Here is a 16,557-nt window from a genome sequence, read left to right as displayed (position 1 = left end):
TACCTAACCTTTACCGAAGGCATATGTCGAAATGTGTCGGTTCGGTGTCTGAGTTAATGGGTGATAGATGCCCGGATGAAGAGAGTAAGCATATGTTTAGCCGAATCGCGAAAATCGCACTGGTGATCGCCCTGACGTCGTCGGTTTCGGGATGTTTTTTTGGCCCTGGATGGGGTCGTCACGGTGGTTGGGACCATCGCCATTATGATGGCGGTCATTATTATGAAGGGCGGGGCGGCTATGGCCCGGGACCTGGTTATTATCGCCGCTGACCCCCATTGATCGGATCGGGAGCCTGATCGAACGGATATACCCTGGTCCACAACGAGACTCGAATAAAGGCCGCGACGGGCGTGTTGTCCCCTCGCGGCCTTTTTGTTTCTTGACCGCTGCGTATCAAGCTCGACACCGTACGGCTACCAAACAGCGACGCGGTTTCAACAGGATGTGCTGTCAGACGTTGCAGGTGATGAATGCCTGCTGTTAAGAGAGTTATGAAATGTTGAGTCGTATAGCGAAAGTCGCGATGGTGATCGCGGTCATGTCAGCCATGTCCGGCTGCTGGCCTTTCTGGGGGCCGGGCGGTGGAGGCCATGGCGGTGGGCATGGAGGCGGTGGCGGTCACTACGAAGGTGGCGGCCCGGGTGGCGGCGGTGGCGGCGGAGGGCCAGGTCCGCGCTGATCTCTGAATGACACCGGTCCCGTGGGAGCGAGCTTGCTCGCGAAGCGTCAGGCCAGTCTGCACTTGTGCAGCTGAAAGCCTGCAATCGACAGCAAGCGTCGCGCTCCTACGGGTCCGGTCAAGCGTTCTTACTCGTCGCGCCCTTCCATCATCGTGCGCTTGAGCATGACGTACACCGCGCCCGCACCGCCGTGTTTGGCGATGCAGGATGTAAAGCCCAGCACCTGCTGATGTTGGCGCAGCCAGGTGTTGACGTGGCTTTTGATCATCGGGCGCTTGCCGTCCAGTCGCACCGCTTTGCCATGTGTGATGCGCACGCAGCGGACTTCCAGCTTCGCCGCCTCCGCCAGAAACTCCCACATGGTCTCCCGCGCCAGTTCCACGCTCATGCCGTGCAGATCAAGGCTGCCTTCGAAGCTGATTTGACCGAGCTTGAGTTTACGCATCTGACCTTCCTGAACGCCATCGCGGGCCCAGTACAGCGTGTCTTCCGGCCCTACGTCGATCACAAACTGATCGGACAGGCCGTCGACGGTAATCGTGGCATCAGAGCGCACCGTCGCAGCCTGCCTCAGCTTGGCCAGATGCTTGCGGTCGGGTTTGGGTTTGCCTACATCGGCGTGTTCAGTCTTGATGGGCTTGACGCCACGAAGCTCACTTCTGAACAGGGAAAAGTCGTCGTCTTGCATGTTGGTCTCCGCGAAGGACGCCAGTTTAACCAAGTCACGCCGATCTCGGCGCGACTAAAAACGTTCAAATGGCTGCGGATGACGCGGGGAGGGGTCAGTCGTGTTTCTTCATCAGGTGCGGCGACATGTTGAGCTCGCCCGCGCGGCGACGACGCAGACGGCTGCGACGCCAGAGCCAGACCCCGATGTAAAGCAGGAACAGGCCGACAACAATCGTGACCACGGCGCCGGCCGGGCTGGCGTTAAGCTCTCCCAACGCTGCCGGATGGCCGATCAGGCTGGCGACGCCGGCCATTGCAAGCAGTACGCCGGCGGTTGCAAACAGCGCAGACAGTACAGCGCCAAAGCGCATCCGCCAGTTGCTCTGGCCTTTTGGCCGCAGGCGACGGGCATCGAAACCATCGGATATCTTCATTCCGACTTCCTCTATGGGTATCGGCGCTCTGACCAGCTTATGCCGGGGTGGTTCCCGTTTGGTCAGCGCTCAAAGGCAAACACGAGTGATTAACGGATAGGCGGTTATGTGAGATGTGTCACACGCCTGATGACTGCATTTGTACGCTTTTTCTTCAGGAACTGCCGGAAAATTGATCTCAGCGGGGCAACCCCTGCCGATCATGGGTCAGTTCCTGATGAAGAGCGTCGCGTCAGATGAGGTCTTTGGTCAGGGCAAGTTTGGCGAAATTGTCGTTCATGATTGCCATCTCCGCCTGCTGAACGAGTTCGGCCTTGATGACGCCGGTGGGTGTCGGCAGATCGCGGGTGGCGCAGGCGTCTTCAACCAGCGTGCAGCGGAAACCGTAGTCCTTGGCCGCACGCACGGTGGTGCTGACGCTGGAGTGGCTCATGAACCCGCAGACCACCAGATCCAGACGGCCCAGGTCTTCGAGCAGCTTGTGCAGGGTTTTGCGGTCGTCGGTGGTCACGGTGCCGTTCAGAGCGTTGGGCAGGCGCTTTTCGATGACGATTTCATCACCTTGTGGCATCAATTCCGGGACGAACTTTCCGCGTTCACCCTGCGGATCGAACATGCCGCCCACGGTCCCCAAATGACGGACATGGATGATCGGTGATTTGGCGGCGCGCGCAGCGTCGACCAGTTTGACGATGTTGTCGATGGCGTGTTGAACGCCGGTCAGGGCCAGCGGGCCACTGAGGTATTCTTTCTGGGCATCGATGATGATCAGCGTGGCATTACTCAAGGTGGCCGCCGCGTATTCACGGCCACTGAGTTGAAACATGGTCTTTGGACCGGTCTTTGAAACAGACATCTGGGGCTCCTTCGAGTGGGGCTTTTGCCACATTGTCCACTGGCTGAGCGATTCTGTGAATCTCAATGCTCACAGGCTTCGCTTTTCACCGGGCTTCAAGCCGTCGAGCAGGTCGCGGTTACTGTCATATTGCCTGCAAATTGAAACAAAGGCTGTGGAAAGTTTTCCGTGACAAAACGCCTGTCGGGCTCAGGCATCGTTTGTTGAGTGGATGGCTGCTAGAATCGCCCGTCGTTTTTTCAAGGAGTCTGCTGTGATCACTTCCCGCCTGCGCACCCTGCGCGATCATATCCGTTGGGCCGTCAGCCGCTTTCACGGGGAAGATCTGTTTTACGGTCATGGCACCGACAACGCCTGGGACGAAGCCCGTCAACTGGTGCTGGGTGCATTGCACCTGCCTTGGGAAATTTCCGACGCCTACCTGGATTGCAACCTGGAAGATGACGAACTAGTCAATCTGCAGCGTTTGATCATGCGCCGTATCGAAGAACGCGTGCCAACGGCGTATCTGCTGGGCGAGGCGTGGTTCTGCGGAATGTCGTTCATCGTCGACGAGCGCGTGCTGATTCCCCGTTCACCGATTGGCGAGCTGATCGAGAACCGGTTTGAACCCTGGCTGGGCCAGGAGCCTGCACGGATCCTCGACCTGTGCACCGGCTCCGGCTGTATCGGCATCGCGTGCGCCGATGTGTTCCCCGACGCGGAAGTGGCATTGGCGGACCTGTCATTCGAAGCCCTGGAAGTGGCGAACCAGAACATCGAACGCCACGGTCTGGATGAGCGGGTCTATACGGTGCAAGGCGATGGTTTCGACGGCCTGCCGGGTCAACGTTTCGACCTGATCGTATCCAACCCGCCGTATGTCGATGCCGAAGACTTCGCGGACATGCCGGACGAGTACCAGCACGAGCCCGAACTGGCGCTGGCCTGTGGCGCTGACGGTCTGAATCTGGTCCGGCGGATGCTGGCACAGGCTGCGGATCACCTGACCGAGAAGGGGTTGCTGATTGTCGAAGTGGGCAACAGCCAGGTGCACGTCGAGGCGCTGTACCCGGAAGTGGACTTCGCCTGGCTGGAATTCCAGCGCGGCGGCCATGGTGTGTTCATGCTGACGGCTGAACAGTGCCGGGCGCATCAGGCGGTTTTTGCGGCCAGGGTATAGGCCACATGGAAAATATTGTAGGAGCCGGCGTGCTGGCGATGCGGAGTGTCAGGTTTCGCCAGGTCAACTGACACACCGCTTTCGCCAGCACGCCGGCTCCTACAGATTTTGCGGTATCGACTTACCGATGCGTCGCAATCCAGATTAGTAATCCGGCCTGAAAGACCGCAAAGGTCACCAGGCACGCGATGGTGAAGCGCAACCCGCTGTCGTCGCGACGGTATTTGTTGACCTTGTCTTCGGCCTTCTTGATCGTGACTTCCTGTTCCTGAATCTTCTGCTCGGCCTGTTGCAGCATCTGCGCCGCGTCGAGAATTTCGACGATCTGCACCTTGTCGGTGTTCCAGGTGTTGTTCAGATTGGCGACTTTGACATCCTTGATGCTGCCTTTAAGGTGCTGAGGGTCGGCGTACGCCACCTCGAAACCCTGCGTCTTCAGGAAGTGATCGCGACGCAGCCGGGTGTCTTCGTTGAGCGCGTCCTTGTTGGCCAGCGCCGTGCCAGCGATTTTGTATTCCGACCAGCGTTTCTGTGCCCAGTGAATGCCCTGAGCCACCATGAACCGGCCCAGGCCACGGTTCCACGGCTCGATCTGCAGGCCAGACTCAGGCCCGATACGCACCGCTCGATTGGCGTGATCGACCCAGATGTCCAGATGGTTCTGCTCCTTGCGGGTTTTCTGGCCCGGCAAGTGATAGCTCATGCGCAGCAGGCTGAACTCCTTGCTGTTGCGCTCTGCACGGCCGAACTCGACAAAACGCAATGGCCGGCCGCCGGTGGCACGATCAGTGGGCAGTGGGGCCAGACGCAGCATCGAAAAATGCTCGGCCTGCACGTCGTCCCACAATACCGGGGCTGCGACTTCGCCTTCTTTGGCGTCTGTCGGGGCGGCCGCTTCGGCCTCAATAGTTGTTTCTGTCATCACGGCGGTCCTGTTCTCGACATTGCTCGGCAACACAATGCCTGCATCCCGCTATCGGCCGTTTTCGGCGAAGCTGAAGGGAAAGAAGCGGAGATGGGAGCAGAAGACCTGTGGGAGCGAATTCATTCGCGAAAGGGGTGCACACGACGCATAGGCCGCGTCAGATAAATCTTCGCGAATGAATTCGCTCCCACGGAAGCATTGAGACAGGCCTCAGGCGGCGGGAACCGAGCTGATGAAATTCATGATCCGATCGGACAGTTCACTGGCCAGCGGCAGTTGCGGGTCTTTATAGGAAGCCAGCTGACGCTTCATGTCCATCGGCACGATGCGCAGGACATGGTTCATGCCGTCGATGATCGCCAGTTGCGAGTCCGGTTTGGCTTTGTGCAGCAGTTGCGCATCGCCCACGCCCACTTGCATGTCGTTGCGGCCCTGAATAATCAGGGTCGGGATCTTCAGCTTGCTGAAGGCTGCCGCCGGATTTTGTCGAAACAGGGAAATCAGGTACGGCTGCACGCTTGGACGGAACACCACTTGTAAAGGCTCCGGGACGTTGTCGTCGGTCTTGCCTGCCTTGATTTCCTCGATCAACTCCTCGCTGCGCGCCAGCAGAGGAGGGGGCAAGCGGTACCGCAGCTGTTCGCGGACCACCTGATCGACCGGGCGACCGGTGCCTGCAACCGAGATCAGCGCCGTAGCGCCTGCGCGTTCAGCGGCCAGCGTCGCCACCAAAGCGCCCTCGCTGTGCCCCATCAGGATCAATTGACCCAGGCGCGGGTCGGTCTTGAGCTTCTCGGCCCAGGCCACGGCATCGTCCACGTACTTTTCGATGCTCAGGTCACGTTCGTCCGGTGTCGCCGGTCGGCTGGCCGCTACGCCGCGCTTGTCATAGCGAACGCTGGCGATGTTGTGTTTGGCCAGAATCAGCGCCAGGCGCTTCATGCTGTCGTTTCGACCGCCGTCGGGGTTGTTGCCGTCGCGGTCGGTGGGACCGGACCCGGCAATGATCAGCACCACCGGCACCGGTGTGGTGGATTTAGGCAGCAGCAACGTGCCGAACAGTTCGCCGGTGCCGGTGTCCAGGGTGATCGGACGCTGCAGCACGACGGGTGTGCCGGCCTGGGCCAGGGAAGACAGAAGAGTGAGGGTCAAAGCGATTACTCGCAGCGGCAGCAAGCCGCGGATCAGGGACATAGCACGTAGCATCGCAGGACCATCGTCAATAAAGTGTCAATTGGATGCGGACAATCGAAGAAGGTTCGAGGGTGATTCACGCGATCAGCCTGCGTATACTGGCGGGCTCGTGTGTTTGAACGATTTTTCGGAGCCTTCCCGCATGTCCGGCAATACCTACGGCAAGCTGTTCTCTGTCACCACCGCCGGCGAAAGCCATGGCCCGGCGCTGGTTGCTATCGTCGACGGCTGCCCGCCGGGTGTCGAGTTGTCGCTGGAAGACTTGCAGCGTGACCTCGATCGCCGCAAGCCCGGTACCAGCCGCCATACGACCCAGCGTCAGGAAGCGGACGAGGTCGAAATCCTCTCCGGCGTGTTCGAAGGCAAGACCACCGGCGCCTCCATCGGCTTGTTGATTCGCAACACCGACCAGAAGTCCAAGGACTATTCGGCGATCAAGGACCTGTTCCGCCCGGCCCACGCCGACTACACCTATCACCACAAATACGGCATTCGTGATTACCGTGGCGGCGGCCGCAGCTCTGCCCGTGAAACCGCCATGCGTGTCGCCGCAGGCGCCATTGCCAAGAAATACCTGGCAACCCAGGGCATCACCGTGCGCGGCTACATGAGCCAGTTGGGCCCTATCGACATCCCGTTCAAAACCTGGGACTCGGTCGAGCAAAATGCCTTCTTCAGTCCGGACCCGGACAAAGTGCCCGAGCTGGAAGCCTACATGGACCAGCTGCGTCGCGACCAGGATTCGGTCGGGGCAAAAATTACGGTGGTTGCCGAAGGCGTGATGCCCGGCCTGGGCGAGCCGATCTTTGACCGCCTGGACGCCGAACTGGCCCACGCGCTGATGAGTATCAACGCAGTCAAAGGCATCGAAATCGGCGCCGGCTTCGACAGTGTTGCCCAGCGTGGCACCGAACACCGCGATGAACTGACGCCGGAAGGCTTCCTGTCCAACAATGCTGGCGGCATCCTGGGCGGTATTTCCTCTGGGCAACCCATCGTCGCGCATCTGGCGTTGAAGCCAACGTCGAGCATCACCACGCCGGGCCGTTCGATCGATGTCGACGGCAACCCGGTCGATGTGATCACCAAGGGCCGTCACGACCCGTGCGTCGGAATTCGTGCCACTCCCATCGCCGAAGCAATGATGGCCATCGTGCTGCTTGACCATTTGCTCCGCCATCGCGGCCAGAACATGGACGTGCGGGTGAATACGCCGGTTCTGGGTCAACTGTAATGCCGCCATTCGGTGCCGCTGCCACGGGCGTTTGAACGTGGCAGCGCTTCCTTACTGGCGCCTGTCCAGTTTTTACCTGTTCTATTTCGCCTTGCTGGGCTCCACGGCGCCGTTTCTGGCGCTGTATTTCGATCATCTGGGGTTTTCCAGCGCGCGCATCGGTGAGCTGGTCGCGATTCCCATGCTGATGCGTTGCGTGGCGCCGAATCTCTGGGGCTGGCTCGGGGACTACACGGGTCGCCGACTGGCCATCGTGCGCTTCGGTGCGGTCTGCACGCTGGCGTGTTTTTCGCTGATCCTGTTCGACAAATCCTATGCCTGGCTGGCCATGGTCATGGCCCTGCACGCCTTCTTCTGGCATGCGGTGTTGCCGCAATTCGAAGTCATCACACTGGCGCACCTCCAGGGTCAGACGGCGCGCTACAGCCAGCTTCGTCTGTGGGGTTCCATTGGCTTCATCCTGACGGTGGTCGGCATGGGTCGATTGTTCGAGTGGTTCAGCCTGGACCTGTATCCCCAGGCCTTATTGCTGATCATGATCGGCATCGTTGGCAGCAGCTGGTGGGTGCCCAATGCCCAACCGTCAGCATCGAGTCAACGTCCAGCGGGTGAGGGCTTTTTAAAGCAACTGTTCAGTCCCGGTGTACTGGTCTTTTATGTCAGCGTCGCGCTGATGCAGTTGAGTCACGGGCCGTATTACACCTTCCTCACGCTGCACCTGGAGCACCTTGGCTACAGTCGCGGGATCATCGGCATGCTCTGGGCCGTGGGCGTTGTCGCTGAAGTCTTGATGTTCATGGCAATGAGCCGGATTCTTCAGCGCTTCAGTGTGCGGCACGTCCTGATCGCAAGTTTTGCGCTGGCTTCTCTGCGCTGGCTTTTGCTGGGCAATTTCGCCGATCATTTGTCGGTCCTGATATTCGCCCAGTTGCTGCATGCGGCCACGTTCGGCAGCTATCACGCCGCTGCCATACATTTCCTGCAACGTAGTTTCGGCCCCCGCCAGCAAGGCCAGGGACAGGCGCTTTATGCCGCATTGTCCGGCACCGGTGGCGCCATGGGTGCGTTGTATTCGGGTTACAGCTGGAATGCGCTAGGCGCTGGCTGGACCTTCGCCATTGCCAGCCTGGCGGCATTGATTGCCGCGATTCTGGCGTTCACCTGCATGAAAGAGGAGCGCGCATGAGTCGCGAATCATTGGCTCAAGAAATCATCGAAGCCGGGCGCTTTCTGTATGGCCGTGGCTGGTCGCCCGCCACCAGCAGCAACTACTCGGCAAGGTTGTCGGCCAGCGAGGCGTTGCTGACCGTCTCTGGTAAACACAAAGGGCAGCTCGGTGTCGACGATGTCCTGGCGACCGACCTGTCCGGTAACAGCCTGGAGCCGGGCAAGAAACCCTCAGCCGAAACCTTGCTGCACATCCAGCTCTACCGCTGCAAACCTGAAGTGGGCGCGGTGTTGCACACCCATTCGGTGAATGCGACGGTGCTGTCACGGCTGACCGAGGGCGACCGTCTGGTGTTCGAGGATTACGAACTGCAAAAAGCGTTCAGCGGTGTGGTCACCCATGAGTCGCGCGTGGTCGTGCCGATCTTCGACAACGATCAGGACATCGCACGGCTGGCCGAGAAGGTCCAGCCATGGCTCGACCAGCATCCCGATTGCGCCGGTTATCTGATTCGCGGCCACGGGTTGTACACCTGGGGCGCGAAGATGAGCGATGCTTTGCGTCAGATCGAGGCGTTTGAGTTCCTGTTCGAGTGCGAACTCAAGACCATGGCGATCATGAATCGCTAACCGTTGATTCACTAAGCCGTACCCGTACCGTTTTGTCGATTGCCTGAATGAACCCGCGCCCGACCGGCCCCCAGCGCCGGCGCGCGTTGACCGAACCGAGGAACACCGCAATGAGCAGTCTGTCCGTCTATCACGTGTCATCTCCGGAATTGCCGAACAAGGTCCTGACTCACCTTGAGGACATCGCGTCGACCCTGGCCGAGCATGGCGTTGCATTTGATCGCTGGCAGGCGGCAACCCCGATCAAGCCGGGCGCCAGTCAGGAGGAAGTGATCAACGCCTATCGCGTGCAGATCGACCGGCTGATGACCGAGCGGGGCTATGTCACCGTCGACGTGATCAGCCTCAACAGCGACCATCCACAGAAAGCCGAACTGCGCGCCAAGTTTCTCGACGAACATCAACATGCCGAGGACGAAGTACGCTTCTTCGTCGCCGGACGTGGTTTGTTCACCCTGCACATCGGTGACTTCGTCTACGCCGTACTGTGCGAGAAAAACGATCTGATTTCCGTTCCGGCCGGCACACGGCACTGGTTCGACATGGGCGAAAACCCGCACTTCGTTGCGATTCGCCTGTTCAACAACCCGGAAGGCTGGGTGGCAAACTTCACCGGTGAGTCCATCGCCAGCCAGTTCCCCCGCCTGGAAGACTGAGAAACCCATGGCAATCAAAGCAATTCTGACCGACATCGAAGGCACCACCAGTGCGGTGAGTTTCGTCTTCGACGTGCTGTTTCCTTATGCCGCCGCGCACCTGCCGGACTACGTGCGTCAGCACGCGACCGAGGCCGAGGTGGCCGCGCAACTTCAGGCGGTGCGCAACGACAGCGCCGAGCCTCAGGCCGATGTCGAGCGCGTGATCAAGATCCTGCTGGGCTGGATCGCCGAGGATCGCAAAGCCACGCCCCTCAAGGCGTTGCAAGGCATGGTCTGGCAACAGGGCTATCTGGCGGGGCAGCTCAAGGGTCACGTGTATCCGGATGCGGTCGAGGCGCTGCAGCGCTGGCATCGCGAAGGCTACGCGCTGTATGTGTATTCGTCGGGATCGATTCAGGCGCAGAAGTTGATCTTCGGACGGTCCGAGGCAGGCGATCTGTCCGGTCTGTTCAGCGGTTACTTCGATACGACGTCCGGTCCCAAGCGTGAGGTCCAGTCCTACCGCACGATCGCCGCAGCCATTGGGCATCCGGCGCAGGACATCCTGTTCCTCTCCGACATCGTCGAAGAGCTGGACGCAGCCCGGCAGGCGTCCATGGCGACTTGCGGACTGGTGCGCACCGGCACAGAACTGGCCGGCCACACGAATGTCGTCAGTTTCGCCGAGATTGATCCCGCGACGTTCTGAACCCTCGCTGTGTCGGATTGAACCCACGGCCGATGTCTCTGATATCGGCCGTTTTGTTGGTAAATCGTCAAAAATGTAAGCACGTTTTGGTTGTTTTGTGGGAAGCGGCCTGTTTCCGAGTCAGGCATGCCTGTTTGTTTTCGCCTTTATGTTTAACCCTCCCGGACTGTGTAACCCTTCACCTGTCGGAACCTGACAGCCGTTTTGGCGCCTCCTGTTCGCGGCTTCCAGCGGTGTGCGAGGTGTCCTTAGCGGCTGCAATCAACTTAAAACTCTAAAGAGCCTTCAGGGACGACACATGACGTTTTTTAAACGGAGGGGAAGATGAAAAACGTGCAAACAGGGACGCTGAGTCCGTTGATACAGCAGATGGTCAGCAGCATTACCGAGCAGGACGGTGACGCCGCGATTGCCAATGCGCTCGACTGGCTGCGGGAGGAGTGTCGCTGTGAGCGAGCGATGCTCTATCAATACCGCAACGGTTCCCTGCTCAGCTGTATCACGTCCAATGTCGACGGCTATTGGAAGGATCTGTACTGCCAGGGACGACTGATGATCGAGGACCCGGTCATCCGTTGCTTTCGTCGCACCATGGGCTTTCTGGATTGGGAGGAGGCATTCCAGACTTACCCGCCGTCATCTGCCTACATGGCCGCAGTAGAAGACTGCCAGCTGTTGCCAGCGTTTTCATACGGCTACAGCAGCCAGAATCGCGCCAATCAAGGTGTGGTCACTATCTGCTCGCTCAACGCAATGACGCGCCCGTTGACACACAATGACCGGTATCTGCTGACCAGTCTCGTGCCCATGCTGCATGTGGCGGGCAAAGGTCAGCAACTGCAGACCCGCGCCCTGACACCCAAGGAGCTGGAAATTCTGAAATGGGCGCGGGAGGGCAAGACCGCCTGGGAGATCGGGCTGATCAAGGAAGTCTCGGAGGCGACGGTCAAGCATCACTTCAAGAGCATCTACGCCAAGCTGGGTGTCACCAATCGGGCTCAGGCGGTAGGCGAGGCGCTGTGTCGCGGAATCATTCAGTAGGCACGACAACCGTCGTTCCATGAGTGCCCGCACAAAAAAACCGCGATTGCCAAGGCGATCGCGGTACTAAAAGGGATGCTTCAAAGGATGCAGCGGATCAATCGACGGCGGGTCGGCCTATTGGGTTACCCGCGGTCGCAGAACGCCCTTAGCGGGTGTGATACGTCGGCAGGTCGAAGCGGTGTTGACTCTGCAACATCGAGATAGCCGGGAGTTCGCTGGCCTGGGCCGCAAGGTCACGGCGGATGGCGCTGATCACCCATTCCAGCTGCACGGGAGTGTGCAGTTGGGCGTAGGACACCGAACGACGAATCTGTTTGCCTTCACTGTTGCGCAGGGAAAGCAGTACACCACCATCCGGACGCGGCTGGGTGTTGACTTCGAAATCGGAAAATACGGATGCGAATTTTTCTTGGATGAAAGTCATGTCTAGCGGCTCCATTGCTCAGTGATAACAAGCTTGGTAGGACTAGTGCAGTGACTGTGCCAGTATGTGCGCTTCGATAAAATCGTTATAAATCAAAGACTTATATTTTTATTTATTTTTGGTTTTCGTGCATTTTGCATGAATGGCCATCGGGCATCCTGCATTTTGCCGGAGAAGGGGAACTGAGAAGGGGAGAGAATGAAGCGCTGTCAAAATCTCAGACAGCGTTATCTGGGAATCATTTCGTGTTGTGTCAGCGATTTTTCTCGATGTCGATAGACGGCATTCTCTATGAGCATGATCGAAAAGGTTTCGTGGCCGTGTGCGCGACGAAACTGGCATGGTGGGCGGCATCAGCGGGAACTTGACCACATCCGTGTGTCTCTGAGATTTTCTGACAGAGAACGCTGCAACCGAACGATTGATCATGCGTGCCACGCCGTGGCGCTACAGGAGTAATGGAATGTCTGATGCCCCGAATACCCCGGGTTCCGCCACCCGCATGTCGGACGAAGAAGCGCTGGAGTTCGCCGAGCAGGTGTTCGACCGTGCGCGCGCCGGTGATGCCACGATGCTGGACCGCTTGCTTGAGAACGGGCTGACACCCAACCTGCGCAATCACAAGGGCGACACCTTGCTGATGCTGGCCAGCTATCACGGCCACCAGGACGCCGTCCGCGTGCTGCTCAAGCATGGCGCCGACCCTGAAATTCGTAACGACAACGGTCAGAGCCCGATCGCCGGCGCGGCGTTCAAAGGTGATCTGGACGTTGTGCGCATTCTGGTAGAGGGCGGCGCAGAGGTCGAAGGGGCGTCGGCCGATGGTCGTACCGCGTTGATGATGGCCGCGATGTTCAACCGCACCGCCATTGTCGAGTACCTGATCAGCAAAGGCGCGAACCCGCATATTCAGGACGCCAAGGGCGTCACGCCGCTGATGGCCGCTCAGACCATGGGCGCTACCGACACAGCGGAGCAACTGACGCGACTGGGCGTTTAACGCCCGAGCGTGGCGAAGCGATAGAGGCGCGAGGGATTTCCGGCTATCCTTCGCGCCTGTTTTTTTGCCTCCGGATCACATCGCCATGAAAGCCGCACTCATCGAATTCATCAGCAAGATCAGCTCCGGCTGCATGAGCGACGAGGAAATCGTGAAGATTGCCGACGAAGCCGCCCAGGCTTACGCCGACCCGGACGCGTTTCTGGCCGCCAATCCCGACATCAACTACGACGACACTTTTCCCATCCCGCTGGGCGAGTGGATCGTCGTGGGCAGCTTGCCGGAAACCGTGATGTTCCAAGCCGATACTTACATGGACCTGTTCGCGGAGATCACGGCGTCCTTCGGCCCGAATGTGGCCTTCAACATCAAGCCAAAGCAACTGGCGAAAACCGAACCGCTGACGGCGTTGAACAGAATCCAGATTCAACTGGGCAGTATGAACAAGGAAATGGGCGGGTATGTGCTGATGAATCTTAGCGAGCCGCTGGATGATGAGCTACAGACCGTCCTGGTGTATGGCTGCGATCAGGCGCGGGTGATGGCGCTGGGCGTCGAACTGGGCATCCTGATCGAGCCTGCGCTGGAGGCCCTTAAGGCGCAGGGTTGAAAGCGGCCTCGCTGCCAGCGAAATATCCTGCCGACCAACGGAACCCTTGATGAGCGCCACCACTCCTAACTGGGCAAGCCTTCAATAAGGAGCGACACCATGGGTTCCACCTTTAATGGTCTGATTGGACTGATCATTCTGGCCCTCGATATCTGGGCCATTATCAACGTGTTGAAGAGCGGTGCGGAAACCGGGATGAAGATCCTCTGGGTATTGCTGATCGTGCTGCTACCGGTTCTCGGTCTGATCATCTGGGCCATCGCGGGCCCCCGAGGCAACGTCCGCATCTAGACTGCCGTCCGCATCTAGACTGTCGAATAGGGCTTAGAACACCAACGCCTGATTGCATGCCTGCAATCAGGCGTTTTTCATGGTGCGGCCGCAAGATTCGACCTGTCATGCCCGGCGACGTAGAATGCGCGCCTTTCTTGTGGGCGGCCCGCCGTCCTGCCATCAGTATTTATCGGGGACTCCATCCATGAGCGACTATCAAGAAACGTTGTATGAAGGCTACGGCCAACGCTTCCGCATGGAAAAAATGCTTCACGAAGTGCGCACTGAGCATCAGCACCTGGTGATCTTCCAGAACCCGCGCATGGGCCGCGTGATGGCGCTGGACGGCGTGATCCAGACCACCGAAGCCGACGAGTTCATTTACCACGAGATGCTTACCCATGTGCCGATTCTCGCGCACGGCCTTGCCAAGCGTGTGCTGATCATTGGCGGTGGCGACGGCGGCATGCTGCGTGAAGTGGCCAAACATGCCACCGTCGAGCACATCACCATGGTCGAGATCGACGGCACCGTGGTCGAAATGTGCAAGGAGTTCCTGCCGAACCATTCCAAGGGCGCGTTCGAGGATCCACGTCTGAACCTGGTGATCGACGACGGCATGCGTTTCGTTGCCAATACCCAGGAAAAATTCGACGTCATCATCTCCGACTCCACCGACCCGATTGGTCCGGGCGAAGTGCTGTTCTCGGAAAACTTCTATCAGGCTTGCCATCGTTGCCTGAACGAGGGCGGTATTCTGGTCACTCAGAACGGCACGCCTTTCATGCAGATGAGCGAAGTGCAGACCACCGCAGGCCGCATGAACGGCCTGTTTGCGGACTGGCACTTCTATCAAGCCGCAGTGCCGACCTACATCGGCGGCGCAATGACCTTTGCATGGGGCTCCACCAACACCCAATACCGCAAATTGTCGGTGGACACATTGCGTCAGCGTTTTGCAGGCAGCGGCATTGTCACGCGTTATTACAATCCTGAGATCCACATCGGCGCCTTCGCGCTGCCGCAGTACGTGCTGCAAGCCCTGAACAAGCCGAGCAACGACTGAGTCGTCGATTTGTAACGTATACGTAACATTGAGGGTTGGATGTTACGTATACGTGGCAATTGGTTGTGCCTTCTGTGTGTTACGTATACATTCCATTCATCTCGGGATGTTATGCAGGCATGACACGTGGACGCGACCTTGTTGATCGAACGCTTGGGTACCCAAATTGCGCAGATGCGCAAGAATCGGGGGCTGACGCTGATTGAGCTGGCGGCGCAATCCGGCATGACCCGACAGAAGCTGGCCGAAATCGAGAAGGGCAGTCCGACGGTTTCCATGAATTTCTACGCCAAGGCACTGGCCGCTCTGGATAGCGAAATCAAAGTCGTGCCCGCCCGACGGCCGTCGTTCGAAGAGTTGCGTGAGGTTTTCCGATGAATCCACTTGATCGGGTACGTATCCTCACGCCGCAAGGGCAGAGTGGCGAGTTGTCACTGACTGAATCCGGCGACTACCTGTTTCGTTACGGGCTCGACGCAGTTTCGACGTCGCAGGTCAGCCTGACCATGGCCGTGCGCGACGCAGCCTATACGTCGCGAAGCTTGCATCCTGTGTTTCAGATGAACCTGCCTGAGGGCTACGTGCTGGAGCAACTGCGTAATCGTCTGGCCAAAACCACCCCCATCAATCCCATGTTGCTGATCGCACTGACGGGGAGCGGGTCGCCCATAGGACGCTTGGCTGTTCAGGCTCCGGCCATCGAGCAGCTACTGGGCGGCAGCCGTGTTGCACCGGGTAAGAGTCTGAAGCAGATTCTCAGTTGGGACGGTGCTCATGACCTGTTCGCCGAACTGGTTGACAGCTACATCCTGCGCACCGGGATTTCTGGCGTTCAGCCCAAGGTGCTTGTGCCGGAAGGCGATGGCCCCGCGGATCCCAAAGCGACCTTGTTGATGCCTGAGCTCATCGTGAAGTCCGGCAGGGCAGACTTTCCCGGACTCGCGATCAACGAATACGTGTGCATGGATGCTGCGCGCAGAGCGGGCATGCCTGTGCCGGCGTTTTATTTGTCCGACAACCGCCAGTTATTCGTCATGCGTCGTTTTGATCGGGAGCCGGATCAGCGACCTATCGGTTTCGAGGACATGGCAGTGCTGATGGGGCTGGGTACCGAGCAAAAGTACGATTCCAGCTACGAAAACATTTCCCGAGCCATCGGTCTGTTCTGTGCGCCACAACATGTGGCGTCGTCGCGCGAGCAGTTCTTCGACATCGTCGCGCTGAGTTGCATGGTCGGCAACGGTGATGCACACCTGAAGAATTTCGGGGTTCTATATCGCGATCCGTTGGGGGCTGATGCGCAACTTGCGCCGGCTTACGACATTGTAAATACCACCGCGTACATAGAAGAGGACAGCCTGGCACTGAGATTGGCGGGTTCGAAAAGTCTGTTTGGTTCGCGGTTGGGTATTCTCGATCTGGCGTCAGCATGCAACATCCAGAAACCTCAACCCAGGATCAAACGGCTGATTTCGGCGGTGCAGGCGTCTCTCGAACATAATGCGGCCCTGGCGGCGGACGCTCCCAAGGTGTTTCAAGCGATTGAGTACGCGCTGGAGCTCTATGCACGGTCCTTCAGCTAGCGCCACGGACCCGTTTTGTAAGTAAATATTTGAATCTCGCCAAAACAACGGAATTTTCACCGCTTTGTCGGGAAAATCCGCGCCGTTTCACAGCGTTGCTTGAGCATGACCCTTGGTTTTCACCCGATCGCCCATGAAGAATGTGGCGCATTGGTGGTAAACGTCGGGCGATCACGTAATATTTGCCCCCCGCGACTCACACCGGCGTTTCGATGTCACCGGTCGCACAGGCTTTTCGAACTTAAACCTGAATCCA

20 protein-coding genes are annotated in these 16,557 nt (G+C 58.7%); 14 read left to right on the top strand and 6 right to left on the bottom strand.

From position 1 onward, the window contains the following. Window positions 1–499: 499 nt before the first annotated feature. Entirely contained in the window at window positions 500–682 is a 183-nt protein-coding gene (locus ABDX87_RS04920; RefSeq protein ID WP_346831871.1) for a hypothetical protein, read from the top strand. 128 nt (window positions 683–810) lie between these two features. Here ABDX87_RS04920 and ABDX87_RS04915 read toward each other — a convergent pair whose 3' ends face one another. The 3 genes from ABDX87_RS04915 to ABDX87_RS04905 all read right to left on the bottom strand — a co-directional run bounded on the left by ABDX87_RS04915 (window position 811) and on the right by ABDX87_RS04905 (window position 2,642). Continuing rightward, complete coding sequence (locus ABDX87_RS04915) at window positions 811–1,371, bottom strand: Smr/MutS family protein (protein WP_074755173.1); 561 nt, start codon at window positions 1,369–1,371, stop codon at window positions 811–813. 94 nt (window positions 1,372–1,465) lie between these two features. Next, window positions 1,466–1,786: a hypothetical protein gene (locus ABDX87_RS04910; RefSeq protein WP_346831870.1), complete on the bottom strand. Its 321-nt coding sequence runs from the start codon at window positions 1,784–1,786 to the stop codon at window positions 1,466–1,468. Window positions 1,787–2,018: 232 nt separating this feature from the next. Further along, window positions 2,019–2,642: a cysteine hydrolase family protein gene (locus tag ABDX87_RS04905; RefSeq protein WP_346831869.1), complete on the bottom strand. Its 624-nt coding sequence runs from the start codon at window positions 2,640–2,642 to the stop codon at window positions 2,019–2,021. A 253-nt stretch (window positions 2,643–2,895) separates the two neighbouring features. Here ABDX87_RS04905 and prmB point away from each other — a divergent pair, with 253 nt between their 5' ends. Next, window positions 2,896–3,804, top strand: a complete 909-nt coding sequence (gene prmB / locus ABDX87_RS04900; RefSeq protein ID WP_346831868.1) for a 50S ribosomal protein L3 N(5)-glutamine methyltransferase — start codon at window positions 2,896–2,898, stop codon at window positions 3,802–3,804. Between the two features lie 121 nt (window positions 3,805–3,925). Here the strand turns inward: prmB and ABDX87_RS04895 are convergent, their stop codons facing one another. After that, entirely contained in the window at window positions 3,926–4,726 is an 801-nt protein-coding gene (locus tag ABDX87_RS04895; RefSeq protein ID WP_346831867.1) for a hypothetical protein, read from the bottom strand. Between the two features lie 213 nt (window positions 4,727–4,939). Then, entirely contained in the window at window positions 4,940–5,935 is a 996-nt protein-coding gene (locus ABDX87_RS04890; protein ID WP_346831866.1) for an alpha/beta hydrolase, read from the bottom strand. 130 nt (window positions 5,936–6,065) lie between these two features. On the opposite strand from ABDX87_RS04890, the gene aroC reads away from it, so the two are divergent. The 6 genes from aroC (at window position 6,066) to ABDX87_RS04860 (ending at window position 11,342) form a co-directional block, all read left to right on the top strand. Further along, complete coding sequence (gene aroC / locus ABDX87_RS04885) at window positions 6,066–7,157, top strand: chorismate synthase (RefSeq protein WP_346831865.1); 1,092 nt, start codon at window positions 6,066–6,068, stop codon at window positions 7,155–7,157. A gap of 37 nt (window positions 7,158–7,194) precedes the next feature. Next, entirely contained in the window at window positions 7,195–8,343 is a 1,149-nt protein-coding gene (locus ABDX87_RS04880) for an MFS transporter (protein WP_346831864.1), read from the top strand. Continuing rightward, window positions 8,340–8,954, top strand: a complete 615-nt coding sequence (locus tag ABDX87_RS04875; protein ID WP_346831863.1) for a methylthioribulose 1-phosphate dehydratase — start codon at window positions 8,340–8,342, stop codon at window positions 8,952–8,954. Before ABDX87_RS04880 ends, ABDX87_RS04875 begins: the two co-directional genes overlap by 4 nt. Before the next feature lie 110 nt (window positions 8,955–9,064). Next, window positions 9,065–9,610, top strand: coding sequence for a 1,2-dihydroxy-3-keto-5-methylthiopentene dioxygenase (locus ABDX87_RS04870; protein WP_346831862.1), 546 nt, complete (start codon window positions 9,065–9,067; stop codon window positions 9,608–9,610). Window positions 9,611–9,617: 7 nt separating this feature from the next. Beyond that, window positions 9,618–10,301 (top strand): acireductone synthase, encoded by a 684-nt coding sequence (gene mtnC, locus ABDX87_RS04865; protein WP_346831861.1) that lies wholly within the window; start codon window positions 9,618–9,620, stop codon window positions 10,299–10,301. 324 nt (window positions 10,302–10,625) lie between these two features. Beyond that, the gene (locus ABDX87_RS04860) at window positions 10,626–11,342 is read left to right on the top strand and encodes a helix-turn-helix transcriptional regulator (protein ID WP_346831860.1); all 717 of its coding nucleotides are present in this window, start codon (window positions 10,626–10,628) and stop codon (window positions 11,340–11,342) included. A 148-nt stretch (window positions 11,343–11,490) separates the two neighbouring features. Here the strand turns inward: ABDX87_RS04860 and ABDX87_RS04855 are convergent, their stop codons facing one another. Next, window positions 11,491–11,769 (bottom strand): DUF3509 domain-containing protein, encoded by a 279-nt coding sequence (locus ABDX87_RS04855; protein ID WP_062385760.1) that lies wholly within the window; start codon window positions 11,767–11,769, stop codon window positions 11,491–11,493. A 463-nt stretch (window positions 11,770–12,232) separates the two neighbouring features. On the opposite strand from ABDX87_RS04855, the gene ABDX87_RS04850 reads away from it, so the two are divergent. From ABDX87_RS04850 to ABDX87_RS04825, 6 genes are all read left to right on the top strand, one after another. Then, a complete protein-coding gene (locus tag ABDX87_RS04850) occupies window positions 12,233–12,769 on the top strand; it encodes an ankyrin repeat domain-containing protein (protein ID WP_346831859.1) in 537 nt (178 codons plus the stop codon). 85 nt (window positions 12,770–12,854) lie between these two features. Beyond that, a complete protein-coding gene (locus ABDX87_RS04845) occupies window positions 12,855–13,379 on the top strand; it encodes a hypothetical protein (RefSeq protein WP_346831858.1) in 525 nt (174 codons plus the stop codon). A gap of 99 nt (window positions 13,380–13,478) precedes the next feature. Beyond that, complete coding sequence (locus tag ABDX87_RS04840; protein ID WP_074755146.1) at window positions 13,479–13,670, top strand: PLDc N-terminal domain-containing protein; 192 nt, start codon at window positions 13,479–13,481, stop codon at window positions 13,668–13,670. Between the two features lie 187 nt (window positions 13,671–13,857). Beyond that, on the top strand, window positions 13,858–14,718 hold the full coding sequence (gene speE, locus ABDX87_RS04835) for a polyamine aminopropyltransferase (protein ID WP_346831857.1): 861 nt from the start codon (window positions 13,858–13,860) through the stop codon (window positions 14,716–14,718). A 126-nt stretch (window positions 14,719–14,844) separates the two neighbouring features. Further along, window positions 14,845–15,096, top strand: coding sequence for a helix-turn-helix domain-containing protein (locus tag ABDX87_RS04830; RefSeq protein ID WP_346831856.1), 252 nt, complete (start codon window positions 14,845–14,847; stop codon window positions 15,094–15,096). After that, window positions 15,093–16,301, top strand: coding sequence for a type II toxin-antitoxin system HipA family toxin (locus ABDX87_RS04825; RefSeq protein WP_346831855.1), 1,209 nt, complete (start codon window positions 15,093–15,095; stop codon window positions 16,299–16,301). Before ABDX87_RS04830 ends, ABDX87_RS04825 begins: the two co-directional genes overlap by 4 nt. Window positions 16,302–16,557: the final 256 nt, after the last annotated feature.

Source organism: Pseudomonas abietaniphila (genome assembly GCF_039697315.1).
Lineage (GTDB): Bacteria > Pseudomonadota > Gammaproteobacteria > Pseudomonadales > Pseudomonadaceae > Aquipseudomonas > Aquipseudomonas abietaniphila_B.
This window is presented reverse-complemented; position numbering and strand designations above follow the sequence as displayed.